17 protein-coding genes are annotated in these 16,670 nt (G+C 41.2%); 2 read left to right on the top strand and 15 right to left on the bottom strand.

The genetic code is table 11. The features are described from left to right. Window positions 1-28 precede the first annotated feature (28 nt). The 8 genes from astD to rpe all read right to left on the bottom strand — a co-directional run bounded on the left by astD (window position 29) and on the right by rpe (window position 8,344). Window positions 29-1,501 (bottom strand): succinylglutamate-semialdehyde dehydrogenase, encoded by a 1,473-nt coding sequence (gene astD, locus AAEU28_RS18165; protein WP_421965371.1) that lies wholly within the window; start codon window positions 1,499-1,501, stop codon window positions 29-31. A 15-nt stretch (window positions 1,502-1,516) separates the two neighbouring features. Continuing rightward, entirely contained in the window at window positions 1,517-2,533 is a 1,017-nt protein-coding gene (gene astA, locus AAEU28_RS18160; protein ID WP_421965370.1) for an arginine N-succinyltransferase, read from the bottom strand. A 69-nt stretch (window positions 2,534-2,602) separates the two neighbouring features. Next, window positions 2,603-3,814 carry an aspartate aminotransferase family protein gene (locus AAEU28_RS18155; protein ID WP_421965369.1) on the bottom strand — a complete coding sequence of 404 codons (1,212 nt, stop codon included), beginning with the start codon at window positions 3,812-3,814 and terminating at the stop codon, window positions 2,603-2,605. A 299-nt stretch (window positions 3,815-4,113) separates the two neighbouring features. Next, window positions 4,114-5,289 (bottom strand): HDOD domain-containing protein, encoded by a 1,176-nt coding sequence (locus tag AAEU28_RS18150; RefSeq protein WP_421965368.1) that lies wholly within the window; start codon window positions 5,287-5,289, stop codon window positions 4,114-4,116. Between the two features lie 34 nt (window positions 5,290-5,323). Next, entirely contained in the window at window positions 5,324-5,911 is a 588-nt protein-coding gene (locus AAEU28_RS18145; protein WP_138478303.1) for an anthranilate synthase component II, read from the bottom strand. A 56-nt stretch (window positions 5,912-5,967) separates the two neighbouring features. Further along, window positions 5,968-6,972 (bottom strand): tryptophan--tRNA ligase, encoded by a 1,005-nt coding sequence (gene trpS / locus AAEU28_RS18140; protein WP_058031127.1) that lies wholly within the window; start codon window positions 6,970-6,972, stop codon window positions 5,968-5,970. A 26-nt stretch (window positions 6,973-6,998) separates the two neighbouring features. Continuing rightward, complete coding sequence (locus AAEU28_RS18135; protein WP_421965367.1) at window positions 6,999-7,664, bottom strand: HAD family hydrolase; 666 nt, start codon at window positions 7,662-7,664, stop codon at window positions 6,999-7,001. Then, on the bottom strand, window positions 7,661-8,344 hold the full coding sequence (gene rpe / locus AAEU28_RS18130) for a ribulose-phosphate 3-epimerase (RefSeq protein ID WP_421965366.1): 684 nt from the start codon (window positions 8,342-8,344) through the stop codon (window positions 7,661-7,663). The genes AAEU28_RS18135 and rpe overlap by 4 nt, the downstream gene beginning before the upstream one ends. Before the next feature lie 228 nt (window positions 8,345-8,572). Here rpe and AAEU28_RS18125 point away from each other — a divergent pair, with 228 nt between their 5' ends. Continuing rightward, window positions 8,573-8,875: a hypothetical protein gene (locus AAEU28_RS18125; RefSeq protein ID WP_421965365.1), complete on the top strand. Its 303-nt coding sequence runs from the start codon at window positions 8,573-8,575 to the stop codon at window positions 8,873-8,875. A 20-nt stretch (window positions 8,876-8,895) separates the two neighbouring features. Next, window positions 8,896-9,063: a DUF2970 domain-containing protein gene (locus AAEU28_RS18120; RefSeq protein ID WP_421965364.1), complete on the top strand. Its 168-nt coding sequence runs from the start codon at window positions 8,896-8,898 to the stop codon at window positions 9,061-9,063. A gap of 114 nt (window positions 9,064-9,177) precedes the next feature. Here AAEU28_RS18120 and AAEU28_RS18115 read toward each other — a convergent pair whose 3' ends face one another. From AAEU28_RS18115 to AAEU28_RS18085, 7 genes are all read right to left on the bottom strand, one after another. Then, a complete protein-coding gene (locus tag AAEU28_RS18115) occupies window positions 9,178-10,017 on the bottom strand; it encodes a Dam family site-specific DNA-(adenine-N6)-methyltransferase (RefSeq protein WP_421965363.1) in 840 nt (279 codons plus the stop codon). Window positions 10,018-10,207: 190 nt separating this feature from the next. After that, window positions 10,208-11,680 (bottom strand): AAA family ATPase, encoded by a 1,473-nt coding sequence (locus tag AAEU28_RS18110; RefSeq protein WP_421965362.1) that lies wholly within the window; start codon window positions 11,678-11,680, stop codon window positions 10,208-10,210. Further along, window positions 11,680-12,750: a 3-dehydroquinate synthase gene (aroB, locus tag AAEU28_RS18105; protein WP_421965361.1), complete on the bottom strand. Its 1,071-nt coding sequence runs from the start codon at window positions 12,748-12,750 to the stop codon at window positions 11,680-11,682. Before aroB ends, AAEU28_RS18110 begins: the two co-directional genes overlap by 1 nt. Before the next feature lie 19 nt (window positions 12,751-12,769). Further along, window positions 12,770-13,288, bottom strand: a complete 519-nt coding sequence (gene aroK, locus AAEU28_RS18100; protein WP_138478285.1) for a shikimate kinase AroK — start codon at window positions 13,286-13,288, stop codon at window positions 12,770-12,772. A 161-nt stretch (window positions 13,289-13,449) separates the two neighbouring features. Beyond that, entirely contained in the window at window positions 13,450-15,498 is a 2,049-nt protein-coding gene (pilQ, locus tag AAEU28_RS18095) for a type IV pilus secretin PilQ (protein WP_421965360.1), read from the bottom strand. A gap of 18 nt (window positions 15,499-15,516) precedes the next feature. After that, entirely contained in the window at window positions 15,517-16,059 is a 543-nt protein-coding gene (locus AAEU28_RS18090; RefSeq protein WP_421965359.1) for a pilus assembly protein PilP, read from the bottom strand. After that, on the bottom strand, window positions 16,060-16,662 hold the full coding sequence (locus tag AAEU28_RS18085) for a type 4a pilus biogenesis protein PilO (RefSeq protein ID WP_421965358.1): 603 nt from the start codon (window positions 16,660-16,662) through the stop codon (window positions 16,060-16,062). Between the last annotated feature and the right edge of the window lie 8 nt (window positions 16,663-16,670).

Raw genomic sequence — 16,670 nt, 5'->3', positions numbered from 1 at the left:
TTCTACCTAAATAGATAGAAACTGTGAATTAGTCGATTGATAAGCCTGGGCTTAATGCACCTGGCAATGTCACCTTTTCTAACTCAACAGACGCTACTGGGTAAGCACAGTAATCTGCTGCATAGTATGCACTTGCTCTGTGGTTACCTGATGCGCCAATACCACCAAACGGTGCTGCACTTGATGCACCTGTGATAGGACGGTTAAAGTTTACAATACCAGCACGAATACGACGTAAGAAGTGGTCGTAATCTTCAGCATTGTCACTTAATAGACCAGCAGAAAGACCAAAGCTTGTATCGTTTGCTTTTTCGATTGCTGCATCAAAGTCTGTGTAACGGAATACTTTTAATAATGGACCGAAGTGCTCATCATCTGGGAATTCAGTGACATTTGAACACTCAAGGATACCTGGAGTTACAAAGCCTGTGCCTTCTTTATGTGTAAGCTCGATGATAACTTCAGCACCTAAATCAATTAGTTGCTGTTGTGCTGCAACCATACCTGCTGCCGCTTGATTTGAGATCATTGAACCCATGAATGGCTGATCTTCATCATCAAAGTTACCGACTTTGATTGCTTTTGTTGCACGTACTAGGTGCTCAAGGATCGCATCACCTTGCTCGCCTGCAGGTAAGAATAACTTACGCGCACAAGTACAACGTTGACCGCTTGAGATAAATGCAGATTGAATAATGTCGTGAACAACCGCTTTCGTATCAGACGCATCTTTTACGATTAATGGGTTATTACCACCCATTTCTAGCGCAAGAATTTTACCTGGCTGACCAGCAAACTGCTCATGAAGGATATGACCTGTACGAGAAGAGCCCGTAAAGAACAAGCCATCGATACCACGGTGAGAAGCAAGTGCTTTACCTGTTTCTACTTCACCTTGTACTAGGTTGATCACGCCTGCTGGAAGGCCTGCTTTTTCCCAAAGTTTAAGTGTAAGCTCAGCAACATAAGGTGTTAGTTCTGATGGCTTAAAGATAACCGTGTTACCCGCTAACAATGCAGGCACGATGTGACCATTTGGTAAGTGACCAGGGAAGTTATATGGGCCAAATACAGCTACAACACCATGTGCTTTGTGGCGAATAACCGCGCGGCCAACTGGCATTGCGTTTTCAACCACACCTGTACGCTCATGGTATGCTTTTTCTGAAATGGCAATTTTACCAACCATAGCACCCGCTTCAGTACGCGTTTCCCATAGTGGCTTACCGGTTTCTTTCGCAATCGCAATTGCCAGCTCTTCACTGTTTTCTTTTAACTGCTCAGCAAAACGTTTAACAACCTCTAAACGCGCTTCAAATGCCATGTCGCTCCAGCTATAAAAAGCTTCACGCGCTGACTTTACAGCTGAATCAACTTGCTCAGCCGTTGCTGAGTTTGCTTGCCAAATAACTTCGTTGTTTGCTGGGTTCAGTGATGAGAATGCCTCACCTTGACCTGCTAACCATTCACCATTAATAAATTGTGCGGCATGTGTTGTCATAATAAATCTCTATTTTTATATAGTTGCGATGCTGACTTTGTCACCATCCACTAAATTCAATGCGTTTGCCAACTCTGCTGAGATAATGACGTTATCAGAATTGTCATCAATCTGAAGCTCAGCAACGGTTGCACGATACCCTTCCAGTTTATCATTTGCAATCATCACAGGCGAACCACCTGGGTTATCACCAATTGACACTGTTTTAAAGCTTGATGAACGTACAGTACGAATGTTATCTACTTTTGCTTCAACTGTTGGACCTGCGTCAAAAATATCTACATAGCCGTTAAAGGTAAAACCTTCGCTCTTAAGCAGCTCAATTGCAGGACGCGTGTTGTCATGTACTTGGCCAATCACTTCTTGTGCATCTTTACTCAGCAGATTTACATAAATTGGGTACTTTGGCATAAGCTCAGCAATGAACACCTTCTGACCAATACCTGTTAGGTAATCTGCCGTTGGGAAATCCATTGAGAAGAAGTGCTCTTCAAGCCATTGCCAGAATGGGCTTTGACCATTTTCATCAGATACACCACGCATTTCTGCGATAACTGTATCTGCAAAGCGCTGCTGATGTTGTTTAATAAACATAAAACGCGACTTTGACAATAGCTTGCCATTAAAGCCTCTACGATGCCCTTCTTTCAAGAACAAAGTACATAGCTCAGTGGCACCCGTGTAGTCGTTACACAGAGTCAGAATATCAACCGCTTTATAAACATTTAAGGTGCGTGATGAGTGGATCACCTTACTTAGATGGTAATGATAAAACGCATCATCTAAACCAACAGCCGCTTCAATCGCGCTGGTACCCACTACTTCGCCCGTTTCTGTGTCTTCTAAAACAAACAAATAGCCTTCATCAAAAGGGACATCCGTTTCTTTTTTGAAAGACGCTTCAGAGCGTTCGATTTTGCTTTGTAATAGCGCTTCATTATTAGGTAATGAAGTAAAGCCATGACCTGATTCATGGGCAATTTTTAAAAGCGCTGGATAGTCGCTTTGCTGGATTGGGCGAAGGATCATCATGAGTCCGCTTACTCCTAAAAAGTTAACTTGACGGTAGACAAGGCCAAGCAAGCTTGGCCACTCAAGGAATTAAGCGTTTTCAGCTACAACTGCAGCAACTGCTTTTTCGAAACGAGCCATACCTTCACGGATATCCGCTTCAGGAATAACCAATGATGGCGTGAAGCGAACAACATCAGCGCCTGCCACAAGTGACATCACTCCTTCTTTAGTACCTGCTACTAAAAACTCTTTCGCGCGGCCTTTGTATGTTTCGTTTACAACACCACCTAATAATAGACCTTTACCACGAATTTCGCTGAATACGTTGTACTTGTCATTAATTGCAGTAAGTAGTTCGCGGAATAGTGCTTCTTTCTCTTTAACACCGTTTAATACCGCTTCATCATTTACCGTATCGAATGCCGCTTCTGCAACTGCACAAGCTAATGGGTTACCACCATAAGTAGAACCGTGCGTACCAATCTTTAAGTGCTTCGCGATTTCAGTCGTTGTGATCATCGCACCGATTGGGAAACCACCGCCTAGCGCTTTTGCAGTTGTTAGAATGTCAGGAATAACATCTAAACCTTGGTAAGCGTATAGGTCACCAGTACGACCAACACCTGTTTGTACTTCATCAAAAATAAGCAGCGCATTGTGCTTAGTACATAGTTCGCGAACACCTTTCACGAAATCAGCTTCTGGAGATACGATACCACCTTCACCCTGTAGTGGTTCCATCATCACAGCACATGTGTTGTCAGAAATTAGCGCTTCGAATGCCGCTAAATCGTTATAGTCACAATGTACGATATCACCCGGCTTAGGACCGAAACCATCAGAATAAGCAGCTTGACCACCCACAGTTACTGTGAAGAAAGTACGACCATGGAAGCCTTTGTTGAATGAGATGATTTGTGATTTTTCAGCGCCGAAGTTATCTAGCGCAAAACGACGTGCTAATTTAAGTGCTGCTTCGTTCGCTTCTGCACCTGAATTTGCAAAGTAAACTTTTTCTGCAAATGTTGCGTCTGTTAATTTTTTCGCTAAACGCAATGCAGGCTCGTTTGTCATTACGTTTGATAGGTGCCAGATTTTTTCACCTTGCTCTTTCAGCGCATTGACTAATGCTGGGTGACAGTGACCTAAACAGTTAACAGCGATACCACCTGCAAAGTCGATAAACTCGCGGCCTTCTTGATCCCAAACGCGAGAACCTTCGCCTCGAACTGGAATAACTGCTGAAGGTGCATAATTAGGTACCATTACCTGATCGAATAATTCACGATTAATAGTCATTTTCTATCCCCATAAAGTTGAGTTAGGTGCACTAAAACTAGTATTGAGTGTAGCTAGTTCGCGGCTAAAAATAGCCGTATGGCACAAATTTCATTCACCCATTATTTCAGAAAAAAACCTTAAAGTCTCATTTAAAACTTTCATAGAGCCCTTGATATTCAAGGGTTTGGGATAGTTTTTCATAGTGAGTGAATAACTATTTAGGTGCACTCGATAGATTTGACTGTTAAGAAAAGGAAAAGCCACTAATCGAGTTAATTAGTGGCTTGAATGAATAGTCGCAAAAAAAATCTTAAATTTTACAAAATTGTTAGCTGTAAACTATTAAAGTTACATTTTGCTAGCGTAGTGAGTTCCTCTTTTGATAACCCCAGGTGAGCAAACCAATGAGCTGCTTCATCCTTTTCGATAAACTGATTGTCTTTGAGGATCATATACAAACTATAACCATGTGCCTTTCGCAGTACCTGACTAAGCGGTAAATAATCGGCTGACTGACTATGCGACTGAGGTAAATAATTAGCAGCGAACTCTTCCATCGGCGCCATAAATGGCAAATACCTAAACGCCATTTTTTCTATCAATTTAGCCGAGAGGTTTGCTGAGTGATTGAGCAAAAGCCCCCTTAAAAAGAGTGGGTCCGGTGATAGCTCTAAAAGTGCAGAGTGAAGGTCTTTATGGTTTTTATCGCGAGCGATACGCACCTTTTCCTGCCAGACCTTTTCAAACGTTCTTAGATACAAGCGCGTTAAAGCGACTTTACCTACATCTAATAACATACCTAGCGTAAAAGCATGTTGCTCTTTGACACCGTTCAATTCAGCTAAATGCTTTGCTGCAATTCCCGTTGTCATACTATGATCACGAAGTTTGCGCTTTAATAAAGGAAATGGCGATGTATCGTGAGGCATCCAGTGACGCATTGCAAAAGTCGGGATGACCATTTGTAGATTTTCAAGCCCTAAATAGCGCAGCGCCAATGCTGGCGTGTCAACTTTGACTGTGACACCTTTTGAGCTTTGCTTACGATATTGCGGTAAGTTAACTAAGGAAACCAGATCTCTGCCTAACCAAGTTAATTCATTAACCAATGGCTCAAGACGCCCAACCGACGCTGACTTCACACCCAGAAGATCTAAAATAGTCGGTACTGCATCCTGAATGCCAACAATCTCATGATAGATATTATCAATATCATCTATTTGCTTTTGAATTGATGACTCAATAATTTGGTGCAGATGATTACTGGCTTTCGCAATATACTTATGGTGACTGGTACTGCTCTCTTTACGTTTTGCAGCGGCAGCAATCTCAACCTCAAGCATAGTACGTTGTGGTATTTTCTCACCATAATTTAGATCTAGGGTGTGAATATACCCTAACTGTTGCTGCGCAAAGTTATGACTAATAAACAGATCATGCGCACGTTCATTGAGTGCGATTGAAGTCCTGAGTTGCCGAGATAAGTCAGTCATTGAACGTTCTAATGTTCCTATTTTAGCGTTTCTTTTACTTAGAAAAGCGGCGAATAAAATTATTTAATAAAGCTAACCCTTGTTCTGTGAGTATCGCTTCAGGATGAAATTGCACACCTTCTAAAGCCATTTCAGTATGGCATAAGCCCATAATTTCATCCACTTGTTGCATGCCATTCTCTGTCCATGCTGTAATCTCAAGGTCTTCAGGCAGACGCTCTTTGGCAACAATCAAAGAATGATAGCGACATACGGTGAGTGGATCTGGTAAACCTTGAAACACGCCTTTATTTATATGGCGAATTTGCGACGTTTTCCCATGCATCACTTCTCTGGCTCTTATCACTTGTGCGCCCAGAGCTTGTGCAATCGTCTGGTGACCAAGGCAAATCCCCAGTATTGGAAATTGCCCTTTTAATTGCTCAACAACAGACAAAGAAATGCCCGCCTCATTGGGACTACAAGGTCCGGGAGAGATCACAATATGCTCAGGGTTAAGCGCTCGTATATCAGCAATACTCAACTCATCGTTTCGTTTTACTACAACGTCTTGATCTAAGCGTTGGAAATACTGCACTAGGTTATAGGTAAACGAGTCGTAATTATCGATCATTAATAACATAGAAATTTCCATAAAAAAGCCAGGCGATAAAGCCTGGCCTAAATTATAAAACCAAATTATGGACGAGGTATGAAACCTACCGCATCGTAAACCGCTTTTAGCGTTTTCTCAGCGCGAGCACCTGCTTTTTCAGCACCATTACGCATGATGTTATCTAAAAGCGTTTGATCTTCACGAATTTCTTTGAAACGCGCTTGAATTGGTTCGATCATATTCACCACTGCCGCAGCAGTATCTTTCTTCAAATGACCATACATTTTGTCAGCATATTCTGGCACTAAGTCTTCTACTGAGCGCTTAGTCGCCACTGAAAGTAAAGTTAGAAGGTTTGATACACCCGGCTTTTCATCGCGGTCAAAGTAAATACGTGCTTGCTCATCTGAATCAGTGACGGCTTTTTTCAGCTTTTTCTCGATTTTCTTTGGCTCGTCTAACAGCATAATGTAAGCATTTGGATTTTCATCCGACTTAGACATTTTCTTTAGTGGATCTTGCAAGCTCATCACGCGCGCGCCAAGTTCAGGGATATAAGGTTCTGGTACTTTAAAAACATCACCGTATAAATTATTAAAGCGTGTTGCGATATCACGAGTTAACTCAAGGTGCTGCTTTTGATCTTCACCGACTGGTACTTGGTCAGCTTGATATAATAAGATATCTGCAGCTTGTAACACTGGGTATGAGAATAGACCTACATTCACATTGTTTGAATGCTTTGAAGACTTATCTTTAAACTGCGTCATGCGATTTAGTTCGCCCATTTGCGCGTAACAGTTAAGTACCCATGACAACTGTGCATGTTCAGGCACTTGAGACTGAACAAATAATGCTGATTTCTCAGGGTCAATACCACAAGCAGCGTACAATGCAACGCCATCTAACACGCGCTCGCGTAGCATTTTAGGATCTTGGCGAACTGTGATCGCGTGTAAATCAACTAGCATAAAGAAACAATCATGATCTTGTTGTAACTTAAGCCACTGGTTTATGGCGCCTACATAATTGCCTATCGTCATACCACCGGTTGGCTGAATGCCACTTAACACTACTGGTTTAGTCATGTTGTTCCTTTATTAAATTTACTGATTTATTGCTGGTTAATGATTGGGATTATATCTAAGAACCCGTCGCATAGGTACTCAGGTTCAAGCTCTTTTAAGTCGAATCCTTGATTGTAACCATAAGTAAGCGCGAGTACATCAATTTCTGCGTTTTTAGCCGCGACAATATCGCTCTTTGAGTCTCCAATCATGATTGCCTTTTCTGGCGAAATATTAAGTGCCTCACAGGCTTTTAAAAGTGGCGAAGGTGACGGCTTTTTCTCACCATCATCACCACACACTAATACTTTAAAATGTGACGTTAGGTTTAACTTTTCTAAAAGTTGCTCGGTAAAAACGCGATCTTTATTAGTCACAATGGCTTTTGGTAAATGCGCTGTTGCTGCTAAGCCTGTTTCAACATGTTGATAAAGCGCAACATAATCACCCGCAAGTTGCTGGTAATGATTTTTGAATCTCGCGACCGCATCGACGACTAGATGTGGAGGTAACTCAGGATTGACTACCATGTCACCACTCAATGCTCGCTTCACGAGCATTTCAATACCATTACCGACCCAAGTGGTTACTTGCGCATAACTTACGATTGGAAACGCCACTTCAGTCAAGGTTAAATTCAGCGCCATATACATATCTTGGGCGCTGTCGACTAAAGTGCCATCTAAATCAAATAGCACACCTTGGTATTTCATCGTGAAACCTTCGCTAGCTCTTCACGCATTTGCGTAATGACTTGCGCATAATCAGGTTGATTAAAAATAGCTGAGCCAGCGACAAACATATCAGCGCCTGCAGCGGCAATTTCTGCGATATTTTCAACTTTCACACCACCGTCGATTTCTAAACGAATATTACGACCCGATGCGTCAATACGCTCACGAACTTGTTTTAGTTTGTCTAAAGTCTGAGGAATGAAGCTTTGCCCGCCAAACCCTGGATTCACTGACATCAATAAAATGACATCCAATTTATCCATCACATAATCTAAATAATGTAATGGAGTGGCAGGGTTAAATACTAAACCCGCCTGACAGCCATGCTCTTTGATCAATGAAATGGTTCTATCAATGTGCTCGCTGGTTTCTGGATGAAAAGTGATGATACTCGCGCCCGCTTTAGCAAACTCTGGAATTAGCGCATCAACCGGCTTTACCATTAAATGCACATCAATCGGTGCCTCAATACCATAATCACGTAATGCCTTACAGACCATAGGACCAAATGTAAGGTTTGGTACATAATGATTGTCCATCACATCAAAATGTACGACATCAGCGCCTGATTTTATGACACGCTCAACGTCTTCGCCGAGTCTTGCGAAATCAGCAGATAAAATAGAAGGAGCAATAAGGTATTGAGGTTGTTTTTGCACGGTAAACTCTCTTTAAATGATACATCGGTTGTCAGCGTTACTTTACCGCAATTCATGCCTTGTACCCAAGTTTTATTCTACTCCTTCCTACATGGAAAATAGACTAAAAACTCCAATCATATTACTTCTCTTTATGGCGATTAACGCACAAATTTTTACGTTATCTATGTTTGTTTTCTGAACAGTAGCGGTGTATTATATTGAGATAACTGTTGGGTGGAGTTACACATGTTTAGTCGGCTTAAAACACGGATGCTTGCGGTGACAGCTGTTGTTACATTATCAGCGGGAGTTTACTCTGTTGATTACAGTGAAGAAGTTGCCAGTAGCACATGTTCATGTAGTACAAATACAATTCAAGTTAATAGCAATTTGCTTGAACAATGCAAACTTGAAGCACATACAAGCTGGTACGCTTGGTTAACAGGCGAGAGTAGCAGTGCACAGTTTCATTATTTAGATTTACTTGAGTTACTTTTAGGGTCTGATGAAACCGAAAGTAACACTGAAAGTTTCACTTCGCACTTTTAATTAAAATGCAGCTGCTAAGCATGATCCAAAGTGTTTTAGCAGCTATGTTTGGTGTACAGAGCCAAAACAAGCGTCATCAAGACTTTTCAAACAAACACCTCTTTATCTCATTCACACTGATTTCAATTGTATTTGTATTTTTTTTAGTGCTTTTACTTGTTTGGCTGGTAGGCATTATCACTAGCTAAATCTATGATATTTTTTAGATGAGAGAAGATGAGGTTCTGTGTGTAACAATTTGAGTTCGCCAGTATCTCGCGCCCCAAAAAGTAACTCTGTTTAATTGAGCGTTGCGCTAAGTTTTAAGCTTTATACAACGCCATGACTTCTTCAATCTTGCTACGAACACTACCTTTACAACTTATATTACGCTGAACTTGTAGGGTGGTTATCTTATCAGCACCTCGGTAAAGCTGTTTTGTAAAATCAACATAATGGTTTGAAATAAGTGTTGATACGCCTCGCTGTTTAGCTGCCATTGCGCATTCTACTAAACGAGCTTGATCTTCATCCGTAAATTTATTGCCCGCATAAGCCGTAAAGCTTGAAGTGCGATTTATCGGAGAATAAGGTGGGTCGCAATAGACGACGTCGTGTTTATCCGCTTTACTAAAAGCATGTTCAAAATCATTACATACAAATGTCGCGCGCTTGGCCACATTGGCAAATTGCAGCAGCTCTTCTCGCGGGTAATAAGGGTGTTTGTAACGACCAAATGGTACATTAAAGCCACCTTTTTGATTGTAGCGACATAAGCCGTTGTAACCATGGCGATTAAGATAAATGAACAATAATGAACGCTTGTATGGATCTAAGGTATCGTTAAACTCTTCTCGCAGCTGATAATAACGGGCTTCTTCGTTATGATCACCAATAAACAAATACTCGGCTTCACGAATAAATTCTTTTGGTGAGTCTTTAAGAATATTAAATAGGTTAATTAGGTCTTTATTTACATCAAGTAGCAAATATTCTTCAAAATCAATATTTAAAAATACAGAGCCACCACCGACAAAAGGTTCAATTAAACGCTGTTTACCCTTTAAAGGTAAATTCGCTTTAATTTCTTCTATTATCCGCTTTTTTCCGCCTGCCCACTTCAATGGAGAACGACGATTAATGACCGATGAGCCGTTTGCCACTTTAGACCCTTACATTCTTTTTATTCTTTGCATACACAGCGTCACTAGTAAAAAACGACAGCTTAAAACATTCACAGCGATGCGACACTGTAAATAAAGTAACGTCATATTTAACCACAGATAGCGACATAAAAACCATTTTTGTTGTGATGCATTTAAAGTTGGGCGATTCTACACTAATTCACGCTAATTACCGAGCAACAAGCTGAATTTCCTGCTTGATACGCTCGAATTTTTTAAAAAAAGGCTGCCCTGCCAGCACATTTTTAGGCAGTTGCTGACGCGCACTTCTTGCTTCATCAATATTTGCAAACGGCGCTTGAATAACAACCCACCAAGGCGTACTGTTTCTCACCGTTTGATAGACATACACGTCTTTTAACTCATGTGTTAACACAAAGCTATTTGCTATCGCTTTGTCTTTCACTGCAAGCAACTGAATAGCCCATACGCTGTCGTTTTGCGTCAATAACCATTCTGTTGGTGATAAATCCAATTCACGACTTTCTGCTTCCACAGATTCTTTTACAGGCTCTGATTTAAGTGGCAACCTTGTCAATTCTGAGTCGGCTACACCTTGTTCAACGTCAATACTTGTTGAAGTTACAGTCTCTGCAACCGTGTCAGCTTCTACGCCTTTAACTGACTGTGAGTTATTTTGTGGCCTAACAACCTCAGCGCCTTTTCTTGGCCTTGGAGTTTCAAGCGCGGTTAAGACTGCAGAGACGGTATCTGAAGTTGAACCTTTAGATGCCTCTACTAAAATTTCTTTCGGCACTTCATCCAGAGCTTCGTTAGTTTGTATCGAAGGCTGAGCTGCTATAGTGCCTTGTTGCTGCAATGACTTATCCGTTTGTGTTTCGGTACTATCTAGATTTAACACCTGCTCTGCAGGTAGCACAGTTGCGAGAGGCTCAGCATCATCCACTTGGTCACTAAAATAGAACTGAATTTGCTTTTGATACATAAATGCGACAAGCAACAAAGCCAACAATACTGTCAAAGCAATTAAATGCCAACGATAGCGCTTTTTAGGTTGCTGTGTTCTCAACCGGCTCTGTTGCGATGCCTGCCAATTCAGCAGTAACGCGGGGTTGCCATGTGACTCTTGCAAAAACGCCTGAAAAATAGGGTCTTCTTCCATTGGTAAGTCTTTGAAGAACATCGCCATCAGCTGTTTAGACTCAGACAGTGACAAACGTTCTAAGTGAATATCGAGTGCACTAGGCAACATTCTAGGCGCTTGTGCTGTTACCAAAATAAACAGCTCAACAGGGCTTTTTGCTGATAATATTCTCAACTGTTCAATGATTTCATCTGAAATATGTCGTGCACCATCTAATACCCAAAAACAAGGGCCACAAGGTTGTGTTTGATAAAGTTGAAAAAAGTTTTCTGAAAGCGTTTGTGTTTGATCGACCAACGGCGCTCTAAAGCTATTTTGCAGTAACTGAGTCATCAACTCAGTATCTTTCATCTGTGCCGTTACTTTAATATAGGCTTTATTAAATTCAGGATACTTTTCAGTGATTAAGGTCTCTGCTAAATAGCTTTTTCCTAACCCTGAAGGACCAACCAAAGCAATGAGATTTTGCCCATATTCGAATTGCATCGCAATTCTATCAACCAAGGCAGCTCGACTCGGCAATATTTGCGATTGCATTAGCGCCCTATTAGCTGACTCACGGCTTCATCAGACACATCATCAACGAGTGCACATTGCCCTAGTTGTGTAGGGACAATGAATCTGATCTTGCCTTGTTGGTTCTTTTTATCTTTACGCATATGACCAATAAACTGCTCACTGGTCATGGTTTCTGGGGCACGGACTGGTAAGTTATAACTTGCAATCAGCGCTTCAACTCGAGAAACGTCAGACTCACTAACAGAGCCTCGCATGTGCGCAAGCTTCATTGCTAACATCATACCCGCAGCAACCGCTTCACCATGTAACCAGTTACCATATCCCATTTGTGCTTCAATGGCATGGCCAAATGTGTGACCTAAATTGAGAAGCGCTCTCAAGCCTGCCTCTTTCTCATCTTGAGAAACGATTTCGGCTTTGATTTCACAACAACGGTAAATCACTTTTTGCAATACATGGTTTTGTAAATTACTGAGCGCTTCATGTTGCTCTTCTAACAAGCTCAGAAGTGCTAGGTCGTAAATTAAACCATATTTGATAACTTCAGCCATGCCTGCAGCAAACTCCCTACTTGGTAGGGTTTGCAAGCTGTTGATGTCGATAAAAACAGCTTTAGGCTGATAAAAAGCCCCAATCATGTTTTTACCTAGCGGGTGGTTTACTGCTGTTTTACCGCCTACAGAAGAATCAACTTGTGATAGCAAAGTCGTTGGAATTTGAATGAATGGTACACCGCGTTGATAGCACGCCGCCACAAAGCCTGTTAAGTCCCCAATTACCCCACCGCCAAGCGCGATTAAACAGGTATCTCGACCACAATTGTGTTCAAGTAAAAATGCTGAAACTTTTTCAAACCACTCTAAAGTTTTGAATTGCTCACCATCAGGGAGAATAAAATGCAAAGGATCTAACTCATTGAGTTGAGTTAACAGTGGGTCTAAATATAGAGGAGCAACAGTTTCGTTACTGATGATCACTGGGCGACATTTACCTATATGTGATAACAATCGCCCACTGTCGGTGAGAAGGTTTTCACCAATATAAATGGGGTAGCTACGCTCGTTTAAATCGACATTAAGTTCAAGCATCGGCTACTCCTTTTATAATTTAGAAATCTAACTTCTCAATAATTTGATTTGCTACTACTTTTGCGCTCTGCTCATCAGTGCGAACAACAAAATCAGCAACTTCCTGGTATAAAGGCTCACGCTCTTCAGCTAAGCGCTCTAGTACATCACGCGGTGCTTCTTCAGTTTGTAGAAGTGGACGACGCTTATCTCTTTGAGTGCGAGCAACTTGTTTTTCAATTGGTGTTTCTAGGTAAACAACAATGCCACGCGCTGACAGTTTGTTACGAACTTCTTTGCTCATAACTGAACCACCGCCAGTAGCTAATACAATACCTTGCATCTCAGTTAGATCAGAGATCACGCCTTCTTCACGACGACGGAAACCTTCTTCACCTTCAAGATCAAACACCCACGCAATGTCTGCGCCAGTACGACGTTCGATTTCTTGATCTGAGTCGAAGAATTCAAGGTGTAATTGGTCTGCCAAATGACGACCAATTGTGCTTTTACCAGCCCCCATTGGGCCTACTAGAAATATATTACGTTTCTCAGCCATATCTATTTAGTACTAACGAACTCTAAAATTTGAAAATAAACCCCGCCTCACGACCTGGCCCCAAAAATTAAGGAGGGGATTATCTCAGTAATCCGTGCGCAATTTCAAGTCAAATCATTTAATTTACCGTAAACCACGCAATATTAATCATTAATGCTCTGTTACTGGCCGTCTAACATGATTTTTGGGGTCACGAATATCAGCAATTCTCTTTTTTCATTAATGTGACGTGTATTTCTAAATAAAGCACCAAGGTAAGGCACATCACCTAATAAAGGCACTTTTGTCACGGCACTGGTGATCTCTTGCTGATAGATACCACCTAGTACGATGGTTTGACCATTTTCGACCAATACTTGTGTTTCTATTTGCTGAGTATTAATCGCCACAGCTGGGCCATTAGGTGTTTGTACATTATCACCACGGGTATCTTGCGTAATAATTAAATCCAGAATGATCTTATTATCAGGCGTAATCTGCGGCGTTACCTCTAAACTTAACACCGCTTTTTTGAAGCTTACTGAAGTTGCGCCACTTGATGCTGCCTCAACATAAGGGATCTCAGTACCTTGCTCAATACGTGCTTTTTTCTGGTTAGCTGTGGTGATGCTTGGCGTAGCGATAATTTCGCCTTTGTTTTCTTGCTCTAACGCAGAAAGCTCTAAGTCAATTAGCGTACCATCCGCTAATTTAGCGAGATGAACCCCAATGCTGCCAGCTGGGTTAGTGACCGGTAAATTGACATTTAAACGGTCTGTAAAGGCAGGAATAACACCGCCTGATAATTGGTCAGCACTCGACAATTTACCAGAGATTGCATCAGATCCTTGCTGATCACTAAAGCCCCAACGAATACCTAGGTCATCTGAAACGTTATCGCTCACTGTTACCATACGAGATTCAATGCGAACTTGCTTAACCGGTACATCCAATGTTTCGACCATACGACGTACATTTTCAATACTTTTCGCAGTATCTTTGATGATCAAAGTATTGGTTCTAACATCCACTGAGACATTACCACGATTACTGATAATGCTGTTAATTTCTGTTTTTAGTAAGTCTGCAAACTCTTCCGCTTTGGCATAGTTTAATTGCATATACTCGCTATATAATGGCTCTAACTCTTCCACCTGACGCATTGCTTGCAACTCTTTCGCTTCCCTTGCTGCAAGTTCCTCCGCAGGCGCGACCATTAAAATTGAGCCTTCGGTACGTTTATCTAATCCTTTAACGCGCAGTACAACATCTAGCGCTTGATCCCATGGTGTGCCCTCTAAACGCAGAGTGATGTTCCCTGATACGGAGTCACTGGTTACCAAATTAAAGTTATTGGTATCAGCAATGATCTGCAAAACCGAGCGGATCGGAATATCTTGGAAATTTAAGGTAATTGGCTCACCTTGATATACTTTTTCTTCACCAAACTTCTTAGTCTTATTATCTTTTTCGATGGTCAGTGTGAAGATATTGTCTAATTGCTCATACTTAAACGCAAACGCGCTGTTTGGCTCAATCACCAAGCGGCTTTTATTACCTTCTGAAAAGGTCTCGATTTTGCTGACCACAGTACCAAAATCAACCACATCTAATTCGTAAAGTAACTCGTCTAAAATATCGATATGATGGAAGTCCGCAATGATCTTTCCACCACGCTCCTGCACATCTATTGCAGCTTGTGAGGTTTCTAAAAACACTAATACTTTAGCTTCGCCTTTTTCACCGCGGCGGAAGTCTATTGATTGAATACGATTTATGTGATGAGTGAGCTGACCTACACCTTCCTCTGAAGACTCTGAAACGCCATAAATTGGATTTTCAGAAATTTGCAGGTATACAAGGTTATTTTTAACTTCCGTTTTATAAAGCTTCAGTTGTTCCATTTCGATAGTAACAATAAACCCATCTTTAACCATGGTACTTTGGATCTGTTTAATCCCCGCTTTATTCACCTTCAGTTGCTGCAAGCTCTCTTCAAACTCGGCGCCCGAGAAGAACAACTCTAAACGTGCAGGATCATTTAGCACTGAGACTTTGGGCTCCAAATTTAATTGCTCATCAAACACCAACTGCAATTCTGTTTCTGAATTAGAAATCGGGTTATAGCGCACATCATATAACATGGGTAAGGCATTAACTGAGCCAGATAACACAAGTAAAAGGCTTGAGAAAATGGTAGTTTTAAGCAAATTCGCAACCATGCGAGTCATAGTAGTGTACCTTTATTGTTATTCGCTTGCTGAAAGTTGAGTAGATTCAATAATCTCAACTTTAGTTAATCGTTCTTTCCAACAACCTGTTCCATCGGGGATCAGCTCTAATAATTCTACATGGTCATCATAAATACCAACTACTTCACCATGATACAGGCCCATATATTCCCCCTGCTTCACTCGGAAAAGGCCCTGATCAGCAGCTCGTATCAACGCCCAAGTAATGCCAGATAAGGCTATTGTGCCTTTCATCACAAGATTATCAATAGGATACTTTTCTAGAGGATCTCGAGTACGGTTTTGATCTGGCTGTAAACAGTTTTTGACCTGAACTAACCTGCTTTCAATCACTTCAGGTTGAGGTGCATCAAATGGACTACGCAGTGAACCGGCGCTATATGGAAAGTATTCAAATTCTTTCATATTAGGGATCGGCTCAACTTTCGGTGTTGCACTGGCTTGCACTTGATCAATAAACTCTTTCTGCTGCGCCGTATCATCATTGCAAGCAGCCAAAAAAATTAGGCTTAAACTGATAGCTATACTTTTAAGGTGCATTTATTTAGCTCCTTGTTCATAGCGATACGTTCTTGCAACAACACTAAATACTAAGTCACGGTCATTAGCTCGTTCTATTCTAAAATCATGCAAACTGACAATTCGTGGTAATTGTGCAACCTTGCCAACAAACTCACCAAACTCATGGTAAGTACCGACCACCTCAAGATTAATCGGTAATTCTGTATAAAACTCTTTCTTTATCTCTGGCATCCAGCCAATTTTTAAAAATGTTAAACCACTTGAAGTACCCACATAAGTCAAGTCATCTAATAAACCAGGTGTTTCATTGGATGTAGGAAGTCGTTGCAAAAGTTGAGAAAATTGCGCTTCCATATCTTGCATTTGCTGCTTGTATAAATCTAAATTGTTCGCTCTTGCATACTTGAAGCGATACGAATTTCTCAGCTCTTGCTCTTTATTTACTGCAAAGTCATACTCATCAATTGCTGAAGATACTAAAACTGAATAGCCAATAAATAACATGATCACAGTAACCAGAACGACACACATGGCTTTGACAGGCTTTGGCCATTCACCAATATTATCTAGCTCAATCTCATTCCAATCGATGTCTTGTAACGCTTTAAGATCAAAGTTCATCTAACCAT

This window comes from Pseudoalteromonas sp. SS15 (assembly GCF_049257195.1).
GTDB lineage: Bacteria > Pseudomonadota > Gammaproteobacteria > Enterobacterales > Alteromonadaceae > Pseudoalteromonas.
The sequence above is the reverse complement of the archived record's forward strand: the minus strand, read 5'-3'. Positions and strand labels throughout refer to the sequence as shown.

Coding starts and splice junctions, on each gene's coding strand:
- AAEU28_RS18120 (WP_421965364.1), top strand. CDS start 8,896: ATGATCCAAAGTGTTTTAGCAGCTATGTTTGGTGTACAGAGCCAAAAC.
- AAEU28_RS18155 (WP_421965369.1), bottom strand. CDS start 3,814: ATGACTATTAATCGTGAATTATTCGATCAGGTAATGGTACCTAATTAT.
- AAEU28_RS18135 (WP_421965367.1), bottom strand. CDS start 7,664: ATGAAATACCAAGGTGTGCTATTTGATTTAGATGGCACTTTAGTCGAC.
- AAEU28_RS18150 (WP_421965368.1), bottom strand. CDS start 5,289: ATGACTGACTTATCTCGGCAACTCAGGACTTCAATCGCACTCAATGAA.
- AAEU28_RS18110 (WP_421965362.1), bottom strand. CDS start 11,680: ATGCAATCGCAAATATTGCCGAGTCGAGCTGCCTTGGTTGATAGAATT.
- aroB (WP_421965361.1), bottom strand. CDS start 12,750: ATGCTTGAACTTAATGTCGATTTAAACGAGCGTAGCTACCCCATTTAT.
- aroK (WP_138478285.1), bottom strand. CDS start 13,288: ATGGCTGAGAAACGTAATATATTTCTAGTAGGCCCAATGGGGGCTGGT.
- AAEU28_RS18090 (WP_421965359.1), bottom strand. CDS start 16,059: ATGCACCTTAAAAGTATAGCTATCAGTTTAAGCCTAATTTTTTTGGCT.
- pilQ (WP_421965360.1), bottom strand. CDS start 15,498: ATGACTCGCATGGTTGCGAATTTGCTTAAAACTACCATTTTCTCAAGC.
- AAEU28_RS18085 (WP_421965358.1), bottom strand. CDS start 16,662: ATGAACTTTGATCTTAAAGCGTTACAAGACATCGATTGGAATGAGATT.
- astA (WP_421965370.1), bottom strand. CDS start 2,533: ATGATGATCCTTCGCCCAATCCAGCAAAGCGACTATCCAGCGCTTTTA.
- trpS (WP_058031127.1), bottom strand. CDS start 6,972: ATGACTAAACCAGTAGTGTTAAGTGGCATTCAGCCAACCGGTGGTATG.
- AAEU28_RS18145 (WP_138478303.1), bottom strand. CDS start 5,911: ATGTTATTAATGATCGATAATTACGACTCGTTTACCTATAACCTAGTG.
- astD (WP_421965371.1), bottom strand. CDS start 1,501: ATGACAACACATGCCGCACAATTTATTAATGGTGAATGGTTAGCAGGT.
- AAEU28_RS18125 (WP_421965365.1), top strand. CDS start 8,573: ATGTTTAGTCGGCTTAAAACACGGATGCTTGCGGTGACAGCTGTTGTT.